The organism is Mycobacterium sp. (assembly GCF_965229105.1).
Lineage (GTDB): Bacteria > Actinomycetota > Actinomycetes > Mycobacteriales > Mycobacteriaceae > Mycobacterium.
In genome coordinates this window covers 2,360,713-2,377,864 of record NZ_OZ245858.1, presented here as the reverse complement: position 1 = coordinate 2,377,864, position 17,152 = coordinate 2,360,713, and the positions used below count along the sequence as shown (strand labels likewise).

At 61.4% G+C, this 17,152-nt stretch carries 11 protein-coding genes and 3 rRNA genes; 5 read left to right on the top strand and 9 right to left on the bottom strand.

Annotated elements, in window-relative coordinates; all coding sequences use genetic code 11:
* Positions 1-8 precede the first annotated feature (8 nt).
* Complete coding sequence (gene glgB, locus ADBZ9O_RS11435; protein WP_526531233.1) at positions 9-2,210, top strand: 1,4-alpha-glucan branching protein GlgB; 2,202 nt, start codon at positions 9-11, stop codon at positions 2,208-2,210.
* 16 nt (positions 2,211-2,226) lie between these two features.
* Here the strand turns inward: glgB and ADBZ9O_RS11430 are convergent, their stop codons facing one another.
* Genes ADBZ9O_RS11430 through ADBZ9O_RS11420 form a run of 3 tightly spaced genes read right to left on the bottom strand, consistent with a single transcriptional unit; the run spans position 2,227 to position 4,786 of the window.
* On the bottom strand, positions 2,227-3,156 hold the full coding sequence (locus ADBZ9O_RS11430; RefSeq protein ID WP_526531231.1) for a tetratricopeptide repeat protein: 930 nt from the start codon (positions 3,154-3,156) through the stop codon (positions 2,227-2,229).
* A 13-nt stretch (positions 3,157-3,169) separates the two neighbouring features.
* Positions 3,170-3,553: a DUF3817 domain-containing protein gene (locus ADBZ9O_RS11425; protein WP_526533069.1), complete on the bottom strand. Its 384-nt coding sequence runs from the start codon at positions 3,551-3,553 to the stop codon at positions 3,170-3,172.
* 51 nt (positions 3,554-3,604) lie between these two features.
* A complete protein-coding gene (locus ADBZ9O_RS11420) occupies positions 3,605-4,786 on the bottom strand; it encodes a thiolase family protein (protein WP_526531229.1) in 1,182 nt (393 codons plus the stop codon).
* A 94-nt stretch (positions 4,787-4,880) separates the two neighbouring features.
* On the opposite strand from ADBZ9O_RS11420, the gene mce reads away from it, so the two are divergent.
* Positions 4,881-5,354, top strand: a complete 474-nt coding sequence (mce, locus tag ADBZ9O_RS11415; RefSeq protein WP_526531227.1) for a methylmalonyl-CoA epimerase — start codon at positions 4,881-4,883, stop codon at positions 5,352-5,354.
* 3 nt (positions 5,355-5,357) lie between these two features.
* Here mce and ADBZ9O_RS11410 read toward each other — a convergent pair whose 3' ends face one another.
* Together ADBZ9O_RS11410 and nucS are read right to left on the bottom strand one after the other, a co-directional pair.
* A complete protein-coding gene (locus ADBZ9O_RS11410) occupies positions 5,358-5,651 on the bottom strand; it encodes an Rv1322 family protein (protein ID WP_526531225.1) in 294 nt (97 codons plus the stop codon).
* A gap of 19 nt (positions 5,652-5,670) precedes the next feature.
* A complete protein-coding gene (gene nucS / locus ADBZ9O_RS11405; RefSeq protein ID WP_526531223.1) occupies positions 5,671-6,342 on the bottom strand; it encodes an endonuclease NucS in 672 nt (223 codons plus the stop codon).
* 47 nt (positions 6,343-6,389) lie between these two features.
* Here nucS and ADBZ9O_RS11400 point away from each other — a divergent pair, with 47 nt between their 5' ends.
* From ADBZ9O_RS11400 to ADBZ9O_RS11390, 3 genes are read left to right on the top strand one after another with little or no spacing between them, the layout of a single operon-like run.
* Positions 6,390-8,036 (top strand): adenylate/guanylate cyclase domain-containing protein, encoded by a 1,647-nt coding sequence (locus ADBZ9O_RS11400; protein WP_526531221.1) that lies wholly within the window; start codon positions 6,390-6,392, stop codon positions 8,034-8,036.
* Positions 8,037-8,076: 40 nt separating this feature from the next.
* A complete protein-coding gene (locus tag ADBZ9O_RS11395) occupies positions 8,077-9,573 on the top strand; it encodes an AlkA N-terminal domain-containing protein (protein WP_526531219.1) in 1,497 nt (498 codons plus the stop codon).
* Entirely contained in the window at positions 9,570-10,061 is a 492-nt protein-coding gene (locus ADBZ9O_RS11390; RefSeq protein WP_526531217.1) for a methylated-DNA--[protein]-cysteine S-methyltransferase, read from the top strand. Before ADBZ9O_RS11395 ends, ADBZ9O_RS11390 begins: the two co-directional genes overlap by 4 nt.
* Positions 10,062-10,123: 62 nt before the next feature.
* Here ADBZ9O_RS11390 and rrf read toward each other — a convergent pair.
* From rrf to murA, 4 genes are all read right to left on the bottom strand, one after another.
* A 5S ribosomal RNA gene (gene rrf, locus ADBZ9O_RS11385) occupies positions 10,124-10,236 on the bottom strand.
* Positions 10,237-10,429: 193 nt separating this feature from the next.
* Positions 10,430-13,551, bottom strand: a 23S ribosomal RNA gene (locus tag ADBZ9O_RS11380).
* 417 nt (positions 13,552-13,968) lie between these two features.
* A 16S ribosomal RNA gene (locus ADBZ9O_RS11375) occupies positions 13,969-15,486 on the bottom strand.
* Together the 16S, 23S and 5S rRNA genes form the textbook arrangement of a ribosomal RNA operon.
* A gap of 402 nt (positions 15,487-15,888) precedes the next feature.
* Entirely contained in the window at positions 15,889-17,148 is a 1,260-nt protein-coding gene (murA, locus tag ADBZ9O_RS11370) for a UDP-N-acetylglucosamine 1-carboxyvinyltransferase (RefSeq protein ID WP_526531215.1), read from the bottom strand.
* Positions 17,149-17,152 lie beyond the last annotated feature (4 nt).

Sequence of the window (17,152 nt, the reverse complement as noted above, 5' to 3'; positions counted from 1 at the left end):
AGTGCGCGATGACCCGCACTGAGATCGTCAGTAACCACTTGGCGCCCGATCCATCTGACCTGCATCGACTGGTCAGCGGGGTGCACCACGACCCGCACTCGATCCTGGGCGCCCACGAGTACGGCGACCACACGGTCGTGCGGGCCTACCGCCCGCATGCCGCGGACGTGGCTGCTGTGGTCGGCGATGTCCGCTACCCGCTGCAGCACGTGGATTCCGGCCTTTTCGCCGTGGCGCTGCCGTTCGTCAATCTGATCGACTACCGACTCGAGGTCAGCTATCCAACGGCCGACGGTGTGCACACCCAGACCATGGCCGACGGCTACCGGTTCCTGCCCACCCTCGGCGAGATCGACCTGCACCTGTTCGCCGAGGGTCGCCACGAGCGGCTCTGGGAAGTACTCGGTGCGCACCCGCGCTCCTTCACCACCGCCGACGGCACCGTCGAAGGGGTGTCGTTCGCCGTGTGGGCGCCTAATGCCAAGGGCGTCACCCTGATCGGCGAGTTCAACCATTGGGACGGTAACGAGGCGCCGCTCCGAGCGCTCGGCTCGACCGGCGTGTGGGAGCTGTTCTGGCCGGACTTCCCCACCGACGGTCTGTACAAGTTTCGGGTGCACGGCGCCGACGGCAGCGTCGTCGACCGGGCGGACCCGATGGCCTTCGCCACCGAGGTGCCCCCGCAGACCGCGTCTCGGGTCGACGTCAGCACCTACGTCTGGCAAGACGATGACTGGATGACCGAGCGGGCCACCAAGAACGCGGTCTTCGAGCCGATGAGCACCCTCGAGGTGCATCTCGGTTCGTGGCGCCCCGGACTGACCTACCGTCAGCTTGCCGATCAGCTGACCGATTATGTTGTGACGCAAGGCTTTACCCATGTCGAAATGCTCCCGGTCGCCGAGCACCCATTCGGTGGGTCGTGGGGATATCAGGTCACCTCCTACTACGCCCCGTCGTCACGGTTCGGCTCCCCCGACGATTTCCGGTATCTGGTCGACCGACTGCACCAGGCCGGGGTCGGCGTGATCGTCGACTGGGTGCCTGCGCATTTCCCGAAGGACGGCTGGGCCCTTGGCCGGTTTGACGGCACGCCGCTCTACGAGCACGGGGATCCCCGACGCGGGGAGCAACTCGATTGGGGCACCTACGTTTTCGACTTCGGCCGCGCCGAGGTGCGCAATTTCCTGGTGGCCAACGCCTTGTATTGGCTGCAGGAGTATCACATCGACGGCCTGCGGGTCGACGCCGTGGCCTCGATGCTCTACCTCGACTACTCCCGGCCTGCCGACGGTTGGACACCGAATATCTATGGCGGCCGCGAGAACCTCGAAGCCGTGCAGTTCCTGCAGGAGATGAATGCCACGGTGCACAAGATGGCCCCCGGTATCGTCACCATCGCCGAGGAATCCACGTCATGGCCTGGCGTTACCCGCCCGACAAACCTTGGCGGCCTTGGGTTTTCGATGAAGTGGAATATGGGCTGGATGCACGACACGCTCGACTACATCAGTCGTGATCCGATCTACCGCGGTTATCACCACCACGAGATGACGTTCTCGATGCTGTATGCGTTCAGCGAGAACTACGTGCTGCCGATCAGCCACGACGAGGTGGTGCACGGTAAAGGCACGCTGTGGACCCGGATGCCCGGCAACGATCACGTCAAGGCTGCCGGACTACGCAGCCTGCTGGCCTACCAGTGGTCGCACCCCGGTAAGCAACTGCTGTTCATGGGCCAGGAGTTCGGCCAGCGCGCCGAGTGGTCAGAAGAACGCGGCGTCGACTGGTTCCAGCTCGAGGAGAACGGTTTCTCGGGCGGCATCCAGCGGATGGTGCAGGACATCAACGGGATCTACCGCGCCGAGCGTGCGCTGTGGAGCCAGGACACCCGACCGGAAGGCTATTCGTGGATCGACGCCAACGATTCCGGCAATAACGTCCTGAGTTTCCTGCGGTTCGGCGACGACGGATCGGTGATGGCCTGCATTTTCAACTTCTCCGGCGCCGAACACAGCAGCTATCAGGTGGGCCTGCCGCACGCTGGACGCTGGCGCGAAGTCCTCAACACCGATGCCACCGTCTACAACGGCGCAGGCGCGGGCAACATGGGCGGGGTCGACGCCACTGAGAATCCCTGGCACGGCAGGCCGGCGTCGGCCGTGCTGGTCCTACCGCCGTCATCGGCCCTCTGGCTGACTCCGGAGTAGAGCTGATCCGTCGCGGTTAGTAGAGGGCGTTCGCAAGATTGCGGCGGGCGACGACGACATCGGGGTCGGCCGGGTCGAACATATCGAACAACTCGATCACCCGGGTGCGCACTGCGGTGCGCTCATCGCCCGCAGTCCGTCGCACCAGAGCGATCAGTCGGTCAAAAGCCGCGGCGACGTCCTGGTTGAGGATCTGCACGTCGGCTGCGGCGAAGGCGGCCTCGATATCCGTCGGCGTCGCGTCGGCGATCGTCACGGCGTCGGGACGCTGTGCGGTGGCCCGGATCAGGAAGCCGATCTGGCGCACGGCACCCTTGGCCTCGACGTGCTCGGGATCGGACGCCAGGATGGCCTGATACGAGCCCAGAGCTGCCTCAAGATCCCCGGTCTCCAGCTGATCCCGCGCCGCCGCCAAGGCGGGGTCGACGTCTTCGGGGTCTTCGCCTTCGGGGGCGTCGCCGAGCTTGCCTGAGGTCGCATTCAGCAGCGAATCAATCCACTTGCGCAGCTGCTCGGGCGGCTGAACCCCTTCGAAATTCGATATCGGCTGCCCACCGGCGAGCGCCACCACAGTCGGCACCGCCTGCACGCCGAAAACCTGCGCCACCCGGGCCGCGTTGTCGACGTTGACGGTCGCCAGGGTCCATGCGCGTCCCGGCTTGCCCTCGTCGTCAGCGGCCAGCGCCGACAGGATCTCGCCGAGTTGCACCGAGCCGTCGCTGCGAGGTGTCCACAGCAGGACGACAACCGGCATGTCGTTGGACCGGACAAGTACTTCGGCCTCGAAATTGGCTTCGGTCACCGCGATACCGACGGAGGGTCCCGCTGCGCCTGCGGATCCTTCGGGGGCAGCGCTGCTGGCACGTTGTTTGAGTCCAGACAGATCGATAGCACCGGCCATCGAGGCCGCCATCGGGGTGCCCGCGGGCTGACGTGGTCGTGTCACGGAATCAAGTTTGTCACGGCGCGTCGGCCACCGGACCGCCCGGCCGTACAGACCCGACGGCGACACCCGGTTCGCCCAGACTTCCCGTCCGATCAACCCATATGAGGAAGATCACACTGCCTAGTGGCACGATGCTCGCCAGCAACGCCAGCAACCATTTTCCGGCGGCCCAATTAAAGGCGATACCCGCGAACACGGCGGTGATGACGAAGGCGATGAAAACGAATCCGTGGATCGGGCCGAAGACCTTCACACCGATCTCCGTCCTGGGCGACCCCAGGTACTTGAAATACATCCCGATCAGCAGTCCGACCCAACTCACGGCTTCGACCAGTGCAACCACGCGGAATCGGCCGGCCGTGGTCCGAACGTCAAAAGTGCTCGTCATGGCAACTATTCTGCCCGAACCACCGGCCAGCTACTACGAGGCGTAATAGTTCTGCCGGGGTCAGACCGCCCGCAGGACCAGCGCATCACCCTGACCGCCGGCGCCGCATAGCGCGGCAACGCCGTAGCCCGAGCCGCGCCGCTTGAGTTCCAGCGCGACGTGCAGGGTAATCCGCGCGCCGGACATCCCGATGGGATGCCCAACGGCGATCGCTCCGCCGTTGACATTGACGCGGTTGGCGTCGATACCCAGTTCCCGGGTCGAGGCCAGTGCCACCGCGGCGAAGGCTTCGTTGATTTCGATGACATCCAGCTGGTCGAGGGTGATGCCTTCGCGCGCAACGGCTTTCTTGATCGCGTTGGCCGGCTGGCTCTGCAGCGTGGAATCCGGGCCGGCGACAACACCGTGTGCACCGATCTCACACAGCCAGTCCAGGCCGAGTTCCTGTGCCTTTTCCTTCTTCATCACCACGACCGCACACGCACCATCGGAAATCTGCGATGCCGAGCCGGCGGTGATGGTGCCGTCCTTGCGGAAGGCCGGCTTGAGCCCACCCAGCGACTCGGCAGTGGTGTTGGCGCGGATGCCTTCGTCCTCGGTGAATTCCAGCGGATCGCCCTTGCGCTGCGGGATGCTGACCGGCACCACCTCATCGGCGAACACGCCGTCCTTCCAGGCTGCAGCGGCTTTCCGATGCGAGACCGCGGCATATTCGTCCTGCTGCGCGCGGGTGAACTTGTCGGTGTCATTGCGTTGCTCGGTGAGCTCGCCCATCGGCTGATCGGTGAACACGTCGTGCAGGCCGTCGTAGGCCATGTGGTCGAGCACCGTGACGTCGCCGTACTTGTAGCCTGCGCGGCTGTCCATCAGCAGGTGCGGGGCCCTGCTCATCGACTCCTGCCCACCTGCGACGACGACCTCGAACTCACCGGCCCGAATGAGCTGGTCTGCCAGGGCAATCGCGTCGATACCCGAGAGGCACATCTTGTTGATCGTCAGTGCCGGGACGTCCCATCCGATACCACCGCCGACGGCGGACTGGCGGGCAGGCATCTGCCCGGCACCGGCCGTCAGCACCTGGCCCATGATCACGTAATCGACCAGTGAGGCTGGCACGTTCGCTTTTTCCAAGGCCGCCTTGATGGCGATCGCACCGAGATCCGAGCCGGAGAAATCCTTCAGCGAACCCATCAGCTTCCCGATCGGTGTGCGCGCTCCAGCAACGATCACAGACGTCGTCATTCCTACCTCCAAGGCTCGGTGTGTGTGGCTTCTGAACCGCTCAAGAAGGCCAGTGCCGGGTTAGATATCCGCATATCAGGTTACCTTTACTTCCATGACCACTGAGCAGGTTGACGCCCGTCCAGTCCTGGCCACTGCGCTGGTAACCGCGATCGACCACGTGGGCATCGCAGTACCCGACCTCGAGGTCGCCAAGAAGTGGTATCACGACCACCTCGGCATGATTGTGCTGCACGAAGAGGTCAACGACGAGCAGGGCATCGTCGAGGCCATGCTGTCGGTGCGCGGCGCCCCAACCGGCAGTGCCCTGCTCCAGCTGATGGCCCCCGTCGCCGAGACTTCGGCCATCGCCAAATTCCTCGACAAGCGCGGACCTGGCATCCAGCAGCTCGCTTATCGCGTCAGCGATATCGATGCCCTGACCGAGCGGCTGCGCGAGCAAGGCACCCGGTTGCTCTACGACGAGCCCCGGCGCGGCACCGCGAATTCACGCATCAACTTCATCCATCCCAAGGATGCCGGTGGCGTATTGATCGAGCTCGTCGAACCCGCCGCCGACGGCCACTGACGCTTAAGACCATCTCCTGGTGGGGCTGCGGTTTCCCCGATTGGCCCAGCACGGCGTATGCCAGTGCCGGCGATCATCGACCGATGATTCCCCTAGATCTACCTGCCAGACCACCAGATGTGGCGTTCCGGTGCGGATCTCGTGGTCACAACCGGGGCAGCGGTAGATCTTCGTCGCGCGTGCTCCGGCGATCGGACGGACCTCGTAGTCATATCCGTCAGGCCCGGTCTCGACTCGGCGTTGCATAGGCAGCGGACGCACCGGCGCACGCTGACCTCTCTCGCGACGCCTGCCCATCCGGCCAGTCTAGTGCCGGTCAGAACAACCGGAACTCGTCGCTGTCCATCCCGCGCATCTGATCGTAATCCAGTGTCACACAACGAATACCACGATCGACGGCCAGCGTACGGGCCTGCGGTTTGATCTGCTGCGCGGCGAATACGCCAGCGACCGGCGCGATCAGGGTGTCGCGGTTGAGCAACTCCAAGTAGCGGGTGAGCTGTTCGACACCGTCGATGTCACCGCGGCGTTTGATCTCCACAGCGACCGACCTGCCGTCGGCGTCACGACACAACAGGTCAACCGGGCCGATCGCGGTCATGTACTCACGCCGCACCAGCGTGTACCCCGCGCCGAGCAGTTCGACGTGCTCGGCAAGCAGGATCTGCAGGTGTGCCTCAACACCGTCCTTGACCAATCCGGGGTCGATGCCGAGCTCATGACTGGAGTCGTGCTCGATCTCCTCGAGCGTGATACGCAACTGCTCGCCGGCCTTGTTCTCCACTACCCACACCGGCAGCGGGCCTTCGGCATTCTCGGTCAGCCAACACGGCGGACTCATCCAGTTCAACGGTTTGTAGGCACGGTCGTCGGCATGCACGCTGACTGAGCCATCGGCTTTGATCAGCAGCAGGCGCCGGGCCGACGGCAGATGCGCCGTCAGTCGTCCGACGTAATCAACGGTGCACTGGGCAATGACGAGACGCACCCGAACCACCTTAGGGTGTCGTCGCGGCAGATTAGGCTGACGCCACCATGAAGCCCGACAGAACGCTCGCGCAGCGACTGGGCCACGTGCTCGAGGTGGTGACCCGACAGAATGGTCGACTGCCGGACACCCCGGAGTACGGGTCGTGGCTACTGGGCCGGGTATCAGAGAGCCAGCAGCGGCGTCGGGTGCGTATCCAGCTGATCCTGACAGCCGTGGTGCTGATCGCGAACATGATCGGCATCGGGGTGGCCCTACTGGTCATCACCGTTGCCTTCCCGGTCCCGAGTGTGTTCGAGCCGAACGTCCGCTGGATCTCGTTCGCGCTGGCCCCCGCCTATATCGCGGGAGCGCTGATCGTCGGTATCTTCTGGGCCACCCGCAGGGTGATCACGAATGTCCGTTGGGCCATCGAAGAGCGCACCCCCACCGTGCGCGAGCAACGCAATACCTTCTTCGCCCCGTGGCGGCTGACCCGCGTACTGCTGGTGCTGTGGGGACTCGGCACGATCCTGCTGACCACCGCATACGGTCTCACCGATCCGAGCTTCATTCCCAAAGTGGCACTCGGCGTTAGCTTTCCGGGCATCGTCGTGTCGGCCAGCTGTTATCTGTTCACCGAGTTCGCCCTTCGCCCGGTCGCCGCGCAGGCGCTGGAAGCCGGCAGCCCCCCGCGCCGGATAGCGCCGGGCATTATGGGCCGGACGATGACAGTGTGGGCACTGGGCTCGGGGGTGCCGGTGCTTGGCATTCTGTTGGCCGCAATCCTCACCCTGACACTGAAGAACGTCACCCCCACCCAATTCACCGTCGCAGTAATGATTCTGGCGCTTTTCGCGCTGGTCTTTGGCTTCTTGCTGATGTGGATCCTGGCCTGGCTGACCGCGACTCCGGTGCGGGTGGTGCGGTCGGCACTCGAACGCGTGGAGCAGGGAGACCTGCGCAGCAATCTGGTGGTTTTCGACGGCACCGAACTAGGAGAACTGCAGCGCGGTTTCAACTCCATGGTGAAAGGTCTGCGCGAGCGGGAACGTGTGCGCGACCTGTTCGGTAGGCATGTCGGACGTGAGGTGGCTGCCGCCGCCGAGCGGGCACGTCCGAAGCTCGGAGGCGAAGAACGCCATGTCGCAGTCGTTTTCGTCGATATCATCGGCTCCACGACACTGGTCACCGGTCGGCCCCCCGCCGAAGTCGTGGCGTTGTTGAATCGGTTCTTCGCGATCATCGTCGACGAGGTGGATCGCCACCACGGGTTGGTCAATAAGTTCGAAGGCGACGCCTGCCTAGTGGTTTTCGGCGCGCCCATCCGTCTAGATCACCCCGAGGACCAGGCGCTCGCAGCGGCGCGGGCGATTTCGGAGCGGCTCACCGCTGAGGTGCCGCAGTGCGAGGCCGGTATCGGGGTGGCTGCCGGCACGGCGGTGGCAGGCAACGTCGGGGCCCATGAGCGGTTCGAGTACACCGTCATCGGTGAGCCGGTGAACGAGGCGGCGCGACTGTGCGAACTGGCGAAATCAGTGCCCGGGCGATTACTGGCGTCCTCGGATGCCGTGCGAGGTGCTACCGAAGCCGAAAGCGCGTTATGGACCTTCGGCGATACCGTGACCCTGCGCGGCCACGAGGAGCCGACGACGCTGGCTATGCCTGTTGAGGCGCCGGTCGAGCCGACTGCGATGTCGGATTTCCGCCAGTGAGGCGCTAGTTATGTCGGGGTGATGGTGTAATCCTGGCTTTGTGCATGACGACTTCGACCGTTGTTATCGGGCCGTGCAGTCCAAGGACGCCCGGTTCGACGGTTGGTTCGTCACGGCCGTGCTGACCACCAAGATCTATTGCCGGCCCAGTTGCCCAGCACGTGTGCCCTTCGCCCGTAACGTGCACTTCTACCCCACGGCCGCCGCGGCCCAGCGGGCCGGTTTCCGCGCATGCAAGCGGTGTAGACCGGATGCGTCGCCGGGCTCCCCACAGTGGAATGTTCGCGGTGACCTCGTCGCCAGGGCTATGCGGCTGATCGCCGATGGCACCGTCGACAGAAACGGGGTCACCGGCCTGGCCGCCACGTTGGGTTACACCACCCGTCAGCTGGAGCGGCTGCTGCGAGCCGAGGTGGGCGCAGGTCCGCTGGCACTGGCGCGTGCGCAGCGAAGCCAGACCGCCCGGGTGCTCATCGAAACCACCGATCTGCCCTTCGGCGAAGTGGCCTTCGCGGCCGGTTTCGCCAGTATCCGGCAGTTCAACGACGCCATCCGCGCCGTATGCGATACCACCCCGACAGGCCTGCGTCAGCGCGCTGCTACCCGGATCGATCGCAGCACGGTGCGCCAACAAGGCAGTTTGTCGGTGCGGCTACCGGTGCGGCCACCGTTCGCCTACGAGGGCGTCTTCGGTCACCTCGGCGCCACCGCGGTGCCGGGATGCGAAGAGGTGCGCGACGGTGCCTACCGCCGGACATTGCGCCTGCCGCACGGTAGCGGCGTGGTCAGCCTGACTCCGGCGCCCGACCATGTGCGCTGCCTGCTTCTGCTCGACGATTTCCGCGACCTCTCGGCTGCCATCGCCCGGTGCCGTCGTCTGCTCGACCTCGATGCCGACCCCCAGGCGGTGATCGACGTGCTCGGGTCGGACCCTCACCTTGCACCGCTGGTGGCCGCATCGCCCGGGCAACGGATACCCCGGACCGTTGACGAGGCGGAGCTCGCGGTCAGAGTGGTGCTGGGCCAACAGGTGTCGACCAAAGCCGCCAGGACCCATGCCAGTCGTCTCGTCGCCGCCTACGGCCACCCCGTCGCTGATCCCCACGGCGGCCTTACCCGCACCTTCCCGACGGCCTCTGAATTGGCCGAGATGGACCCCGCGCACCTCGCCGGACCAACTACCCGCCGACGATCGCTCCTATCGCTGATCCAGGCCCTGGCAGCCGGAGAAATCACGTTGAACGCCGGATGCGACTGGGACCGGGCCCGTCAGCAATTACTGGAGATACCCGGCATCGGACCGTGGACGGCGGAGATCATCGCCATGCGTGGGTTCGGAGATCCTGATGCGTTTCCAGCGAGTGATCTCGGTGTACGCGCCGCTGCCGAGCTGGTCAATCTACCGTCGGATGCTCGCGCCCTGACTGCACACAGCGCCCGCTGGCGACCGTGGCGGTCCTACGCCACGCAATATCTCTGGACTGCTCTGGACCACGACGTGAACCATTGGCCGGCCGAGACGAAAGAGCCAGCATGACGCGCTATCGCACCATCGACAGTCCGATTGGCTTGCTGACGCTCGCCGGGGAAGGGCGCGTCCTGAGGAACCTGCGCATGGTTGACCAGACCTACGAACCGAGCCGCAGCGACTGGTTGTTGGACGATCGCGCATTCCCCGACGCCGTCGAACAACTCGACGCATATTTCGCTGGCGAATTACAGGAATTCGACTTGCGCCTGGAGCTCAACGGAACGGATTTTCAGCGCCGCGTCTGGGCTGCGCTTCGTACCATTCCATACGGCGAGACGCGTTCCTACGGACAAATTGCCGAGCAGATCGGCGCGCCCAGCGCATTTCGGGCCGTGGGACTGGCGAATGGGCATAACCCCATAGCCGTCATTGTGCCTTGCCACCGAGTGATTGGCGCCAATGGCGGCCTGACCGGATTTGGTGGCGGATTGGATCGAAAGCGCGCACTTCTGAATTTGGAGAACAACACGGCGAATTTGACGTTATTCGACTGACGGGCTCTTTGTGTGCATATAGAAACACCCCCCATGTGTGTGGGGGGTGTTTCTATTTGTGTGTTCGGCGGTGTCCTACTTTTCCACCCTTTTGGGTAGTATCATCGGCGCTGACAGGCTTAGCTTCCGGGTTCGGGATGGGACCGGGCGTTTCCCTGTCGCTATGGCCGCCGTAACTTTATTTAATTAGCCGGGTCGTGGTGTGGGTTCGACAACCCCGGGTGGGGGGTTGGTTCCCGTGCACGACCGCCGGTAACCAAAAATGTTTTGGTGGTGGGGTGTGGTTATGGTTTGTGGATGTGTGGTTGCGAGGCGATGCAATGTTTTACACAACGATAATGGTGTTTTGCTTTTACCACCATGGTGGTTGTTGTAAGTTTTCGGCCGGTTAGTGCCAGTTCCCTGCGCCTCTTACGAGGTTTCTAGGTCTGGTCTATCAATCCCGTGGTCTGCGGGGGGCCTTATCCCACTGAATGGGTGAGAAGCCTGGTCTTGGAAGGGGTTTCCCGCTTAGATGCTTTCAGCGGTTATCCTGTCCGAACGTAGCTATCCAGCCGTGCCCCTGGTGGGACAACTGGTGGACCAGAGGTTCGTCCGTCCCGGTCCTCTCGTACTAGGGACAGATTTCCTCAAGCTTCTGACGCGCGCGGCGGATAGAGACCGAACTGTCTCACGACGTTCTAAACCCAGCTCGCGTGCCGCTTTAATGGGCGAACAGCCCAACCCTTGGGACCTGCTCCAGCCCCAGGATGCGACGAGCCGACATCGAGGTGCCAAACCATCCCGTCGATATGGACTCTTGGGGAAGATCAGCCTGTTATCCCCGGGGTACCTTTTATCCGTTGAGCGACACCCCTTCCACTCGGGGGTGCCGGATCACTAGTCCCGACTTTCGTCCCTGCTCGACATGTACGTCTCACAGTCAAGCTCCCTTGTGCACTTGCACTCAACACCTGATTGCCGTCCAGGTTGAGGGAACCTTTGGGCGCCTCCGTTACATTTTAGGAGGCAACCGCCCCAGTTAAACTACCCACCAGGCACTGTCCCTGAACCGGATATACGGTTCGAAGTTAGAGGTCCAATACGATCAGAGTGGTATTTCAACAACGACTCCACAATCACTAGCGTGACCGCTTCACAGTCTCCCACCTATCCTACACAAACCGAATCGAACATCAATACCAAGTTGTAGTGAAGGTCCCGGGGTCTTTTCGTCCTGCCGCGCGTAACGAGCATCTTTACTCGTAGTGCAATTTCGCCGAGTCTATGGTTGAGACAGTTGAGAAGTCGTTACGCCATTCGTGCAGGTCGGAACTTACCCGACAAGGAATTTCGCTACCTTAGGATGGTTATAGTTACCACCGCCGTTTACTGGGGCTTAAATTCTCAGCTTCACCCCGAAGGGTTAACCGGTCCTCTTAACCTTCCAGCACCGGGCAGGCGTCAGTCCGTATACATCGTCTTGCGACTTCGCACGGACCTGTGTTTTTAGTAAACAGTCGCTTCTCACTGGTTTGTGCCACCCCCTCCCGCTGCCGGCAGCAAGTGCCATGACGATATGGGGGTCCTCCTTCTCCCGAAGTTACGGAGGTATTTTGCCGAGTTCCTTAACCATAGTTCACTCGTACGCCTTGGTATTCTCTACCTGACCACCTGTGTTGGTTTGGGGTACGGGCCGTGTGTGTGCTCGCTAGAGGTTTTTCTTGGCAGCATAGGATCACCGAATTCACCTCATTCGGTTATGCATCACCTCTCAGGATATGTGAAACCCGGATTTACCTAGGTCTCTCCCTACAGGCTTACCCCAGTATTACCACTGACTGGTACGGCTACCTTCCTGCGTCACCCCGTCGCTTGACTACTACCAAAGAAGGTCACGCGCAGCCCTACAACCCCATCAACCCGAAGGCCTCCGGTGATCATAGTTTTGGGCGCTTAGTACCTCTGATTCATCAGGGACGCTCACACACGGGTACGGGAATATCAACCCGTTGTCCATCGACTACGCCTGTCGGCCTCGCCTTAGGTCCCGACTCACCCTGGGCGGACTGGCCTGCCCCAGGAACCCTTGGTCTTTCGGCGGGCAAGGTTCTCACTTGCCTTATCGCTACTCATGCCTGCATTCTCACTCCCACACCCTCCACCACTGGATCACTCCGCGGCTTCACTGGATGCAGGACGCTCCCCTACCCAACCAAACAAAGTTTGATTGCCGCGGCTTCGGCGGTGTGCTTGAGCCCCGCTACATTATCGGCGCATAATCACTTGACCAGTGAGCTATTACGCACTCTTTCAAGGGTGGCTGCTTCTAAGCCAACCTCCTGGTTGTCTTCGCGACTACACATCCTTTTCCACTTAGCACACGCTTAGGGGCCTTAGCCGGCGATCTGGGCTGTTTCCCTCTCGACGCACGGAGCTTATCCCCCGCCGTCTCACTGCCACACTTTCACTTACCGGCATTCGGAGTTTGGCTGACGTCAGTAACCTTTTAGGGCCCATTGGCCATCCAGTAGCTCTACCTCCAGTAAGAAACATGCAACGCTGCACCTAAATGCATTTCGGGGAGAACCAGCTATCACGGAGTTTGATTGGCCTTTCACCCCTACCCACAACTCATCCCCTCAGTCTTCAACCTAAGTGGGTTCGGGCCTCCACAACATCTTACTGCTGCTTCACCCTGGCCATGGGTAGATCACTCCGCTTCGGGTCCAGAACACGCCACTACACCCCTTACGGGGATACGCCCTATTCAGACTCGCTTTCGCTACGGCTACCCCACACGGGTTAACCTCGCGACATGTCCCTGACTCGCAGGCTCATTCTTCAAAAGGCACGCCATCACCCCACGCTTTAACACGAAGGCTCTGACGGATTGTAAGCGCACGGTTTCAGGTACTATTTCACTCCCCTCCCGGGGTACTTTTCACCATTCCCTCACGGTACTAATCCGCTATCGGTCATTGAGAAGTATTCAGGCTTACCGGGTGGTCCCGGCAGATTCACAGCAGATTCCACGGGCCCGCTGCTACTCGGGGACACCGTCACAACAGAGTTACATGTTTTCGCCTACGGGGCTCTCACCCTCTACGACAGACCATCCCAGGCCACTTCGGCTAACACAAACTTTTATCACTGTTGCCCAGACCGGCAGATCTGAGAAGACGAACCCCACAACACCGCACACACAACCCCTGCCGGGTATCACATGCGTCCGGTTTAGCCATCCTCCGCTTTCGCTCGCCACTACTCACGGAATCACAATTGTTTTCTCTTCCTACGGGTACTGAGATGTTTCACTTCCCCGCGTTCCCCCCCGCACCCTATGTATTCAGGTACGGGTAACACGACATCACTCGTGCTGGGTTTCCCCATTCGGACATCCTCGGATCAACGCTCGGTTGACAGCTCCCCGAGGCTTATCGCAGCCTCCTACGTCCTTCATCGGCTCTCAATGCCAAGGCATCCACCATGCGCTCTTAAACACTTACAACACAAAAAACCAAAAAATGAGTAAAAATTGCACATCAGATTACACACACCAACACCCGCATCCCCCAAAGGAAGACACGAACCTGCTGTGCGCTAGATGCTCGCAACCACTATCCACAAATCAAACACCACACCCCACCACCAAGTGGAGCGGAAACAAACTCACCACCACCCCCTAGATCGGGGATGGCACGCACCGTTCCGGTTTCCCCGAAGGGACGAAGAACGAGCGGGCCTGTTGCCTCAAAGCCCAATAGTGTGTCTGATGGTGGCCCCCACCCCGAAGGACAAGAAACCGACAATGTTTGTTGCGCACCAGAACCTGAAACCCACTACAGGCCAGGCCCATCCAACGAATCGTCTGAATCTCGGTAAACCGCGATATGCGGGCCGGCCCAGATCTCGTGGTGCTCCTTAGAAAGGAGGTGATCCAGCCGCACCTTCCGGTACGGCTACCTTGTTACGACTTCGTCCCAATCGCCGATCCCACCTTCGACGGCTCCCTCCCTTACGGGTTAGGCCACCGGCTTCGGGTGTTACCGACTTTCATGACGTGACGGGCGGTGTGTACAAGGCCCGGGAACGTATTCACCGCAGCGTTGCTGATCTGCGATTACTAGCGACTCCGACTTCACGGGGTCGAGTTGCAGACCCCGATCCGAACTGAGACCGGCTTTAAAGGATTCGCTCCACCTCACGGCATCGCAGCCCTTTGTACCGGCCATTGTAGCATGTGTGAAGCCCTGGACATAAGGGGCATGATGACTTGACGTCATCCCCACCTTCCTCCGAGTTGACCCCGGCAGTCTCTCACGAGTCCCCACCATTACGTGCTGGCAACATGAGACAAGGGTTGCGCTCGTTGCGGGACTTAACCCAACATCTCACGACACGAGCTGACGACAGCCATGCACCACCTGCACACAGACCACAAGGGAATACCTATCTCTAGGCACGTCCTGTGCATGTCAAACCCAGGTAAGGTTCTTCGCGTTGCATCGAATTAATCCACATGCTCCGCCGCTTGTGCGGGCCCCCGTCAATTTCTTTGAGTTTTAGCCTTGCGGCCGTACTCCCCAGGCGGGGTACTTAATGCGTTAGCTACGGCACGGATCCCAAGGAAGGAAACCCACACCTAGTACCCACCGTTTACGGCGTGGACTACCAGGGTATCTAATCCTGTTCGCTCCCCACGCTTTCGCTCCTCAGCGTCAGTTACTGCCCAGAGACCCGCCTTCGCCACCGGTGTTCCTCCTGATATCTGCGCATTCCACCGCTACACCAGGAATTCCAGTCTCCCCTGCAGTACTCTAGTCTGCCCGTATCGCCCGCACGCCCACAGTTGAGCTGTGAGTTTTCACGAACAACGCGACAAACCACCTACGAGCTCTTTACGCCCAGTAATTCCGGACAACGCTCGGACCCTACGTATTACCGCGGCTGCTGGCACGTAGTTGGCCGGTCCTTCTTCTATAGGTACCGTCACTTGCGCTTCGTCCCTACTGAAAGAGGTTTACAACCCGAAGGCCGTCATCCCTCACGCGGCGTCGCTGCATCAGGCTTGCGCCCATTGTGCAATATTCCCCACTGCTGCCTCCCGTAGGAGTCTGGGCCGTATCTCAGTCCCAGTGTGGCCGGTCACCCTCTCAGGCCGGCTACCCGTCGTCGCCTTGGTAGGCCATTACCCCACCAACAAGCTGATAGGCCGCGGGCCCATCCCACACCGCAAAAGCTTTCCACCACAACCCATGAAGGCCATGATCATATTCGGTATTAGACCCAGTTTCCCAGGCTTATCCCAAAGTGCAGGGCAGATCACCCACGTGTTACTCACCCGTTCGCCACTCGTGTACCCCGAAAGGCCTTACCGTTCGACTTGCATGTGTTAAGCACGCCGCCAGCGTTCGTCCTGAGCCAGAATCAAACTCTCCAAACAAAAACAACCCAACCAACAAAGCTGGCAGGTGAATTCGAATCAGAAAAATCTGAACCTAACAAAAAGACACCAAAAACTGGCATCAAAAAAACAACCACCCAAGCAAGACAGGAAGACGGGGAGTCCCCCCACAAGGATGGCCAAAAAACAACAAACAAAAACCACCAAACACACTATTGAGTTCTCAAACAACAGACTTCTTCGGTTTTGCTACCCGTTTCGGGGCAACCCTACCAGCTTAATTCAGCCGTTCCGCTCTAGTCAAATCCCGCTCCGAAGCTAATTTCTTAGCCGGTTTGGACTGATTCGAGGCAACCCCGCCAGCTTAGTACATCCGCTGGCCTTGGGTCAAGTCGCGATCCGGGCCGATTTCGTTGCTGTCTTCGACCCGCGTTTGGACTTCTACGGAGAGCTTACCCTCTCAATCTCCGCTCCCAAACCAACTAGGTTCTCCACGAAGAGCGGATAGCCCCGATCGATGTGAAAAACGTCGTGGACCTCGGTGTCTCCGTCGGCAACCAGCCCGGCAAGAACCAACCCCGCGCCTGCGCGGATGTCTGAAGACCACACCGGAGCACTCGACAACTGCGGGATTCCACGGATCACCGCGTGATGTCCGTCGGTCCGCGCGTCGGCTCCGAGGCGGATCATCTCCTCGACAAAGCGGAACCGCGCTTCGAACACGTTCTCGGTGATCATCGAGGTCCCGTCGGAGATCGAAGCAAGGCCGATCGCCATGGGCTGCAGGTCAGTGGGGAAGCCCGGGAATGGCAGGGTCGCGACGTTGACGGCTTTTGGCCGCTCGTACTGCACCACCCGGAATCCGTCATCGCTCTGCGTCACGGTGGCACCCACATCGTGCAACTTGTGCAGGACCAACTGAAGGTGCGCCGGGTCCACTCCGGTTACCGAGATATCGCCACAGGTCATCGCAGCGGCGATCCCCCAGGTGGCAGCGACGATTCGGTCGCCGATCACCCGGTGCTGAGTGGGATAGAGCCGAGGAACCCCGGCGATCGTCAAGGTGGACGTGCCGGCACCCGAGATCTCTGCGCCCATCTGCCCGAGCATCGTGCACAGGTCGACGACATCGGGTTCGCGGGCGGCGTTGTGAATGATGGTGACGCCCTCGGCTAGCACCGCGGCCATCAGGATGTTCTCAGTGGCCCCCACGGAGGGAAACTCCAGCTGGATCTCGGCACCACGCAGGATGTCTGCCTCGGCTACGACGCAGCCGTGCTCGATATTGCACTTGGCGCCGAGCTGGCGCAGTCCGGACTGGTGCATGTCCAACGGACGTGAGCCGATGGCGTCACCGCCAGGCAGTGCCACTTTCGCACGTTTGCACCGCCCCACCAGTGGGCCAAGGACGCACACCGAAGCGCGGAACTGGCGTACCGCTGCGAAGTCGGCATCGTATTTCAGCTCGTCGGGTGACGTGACCCGAACGGTGCCGCCGTCCAGCTCGACGTTGGCGCCCAGTCCCCGCAACACCTCTGCCATCAACGGCACATCCAGGATGTCGGGACAGTTGGTGATTGTGGTGGTGCCCTCGGCAAGCAGGCTGGCCGCCATCAGTTTGAGCACGCTGTTCTTCGCTCCCCCGACGGCGACTTCACCCGCTAACCGATTGCCGCCGGTCACCACGAATCGCTCGCTCACGCGG

Coding starts and splice junctions, on each gene's coding strand:
- glgB (WP_526531233.1), top strand. CDS start 9: ATGACCCGCACTGAGATCGTCAGTAACCACTTGGCGCCCGATCCATCT.
- ADBZ9O_RS11420 (WP_526531229.1), bottom strand. CDS start 4,786: ATGACGACGTCTGTGATCGTTGCTGGAGCGCGCACACCGATCGGGAAG.
- mce (WP_526531227.1), top strand. CDS start 4,881: ATGACCACTGAGCAGGTTGACGCCCGTCCAGTCCTGGCCACTGCGCTG.
- ADBZ9O_RS11410 (WP_526531225.1), bottom strand. CDS start 5,651: ATGGGCAGGCGTCGCGAGAGAGGTCAGCGTGCGCCGGTGCGTCCGCTG.
- ADBZ9O_RS11400 (WP_526531221.1), top strand. CDS start 6,390: ATGAAGCCCGACAGAACGCTCGCGCAGCGACTGGGCCACGTGCTCGAG.
- ADBZ9O_RS11390 (WP_526531217.1), top strand. CDS start 9,570: ATGACGCGCTATCGCACCATCGACAGTCCGATTGGCTTGCTGACGCTC.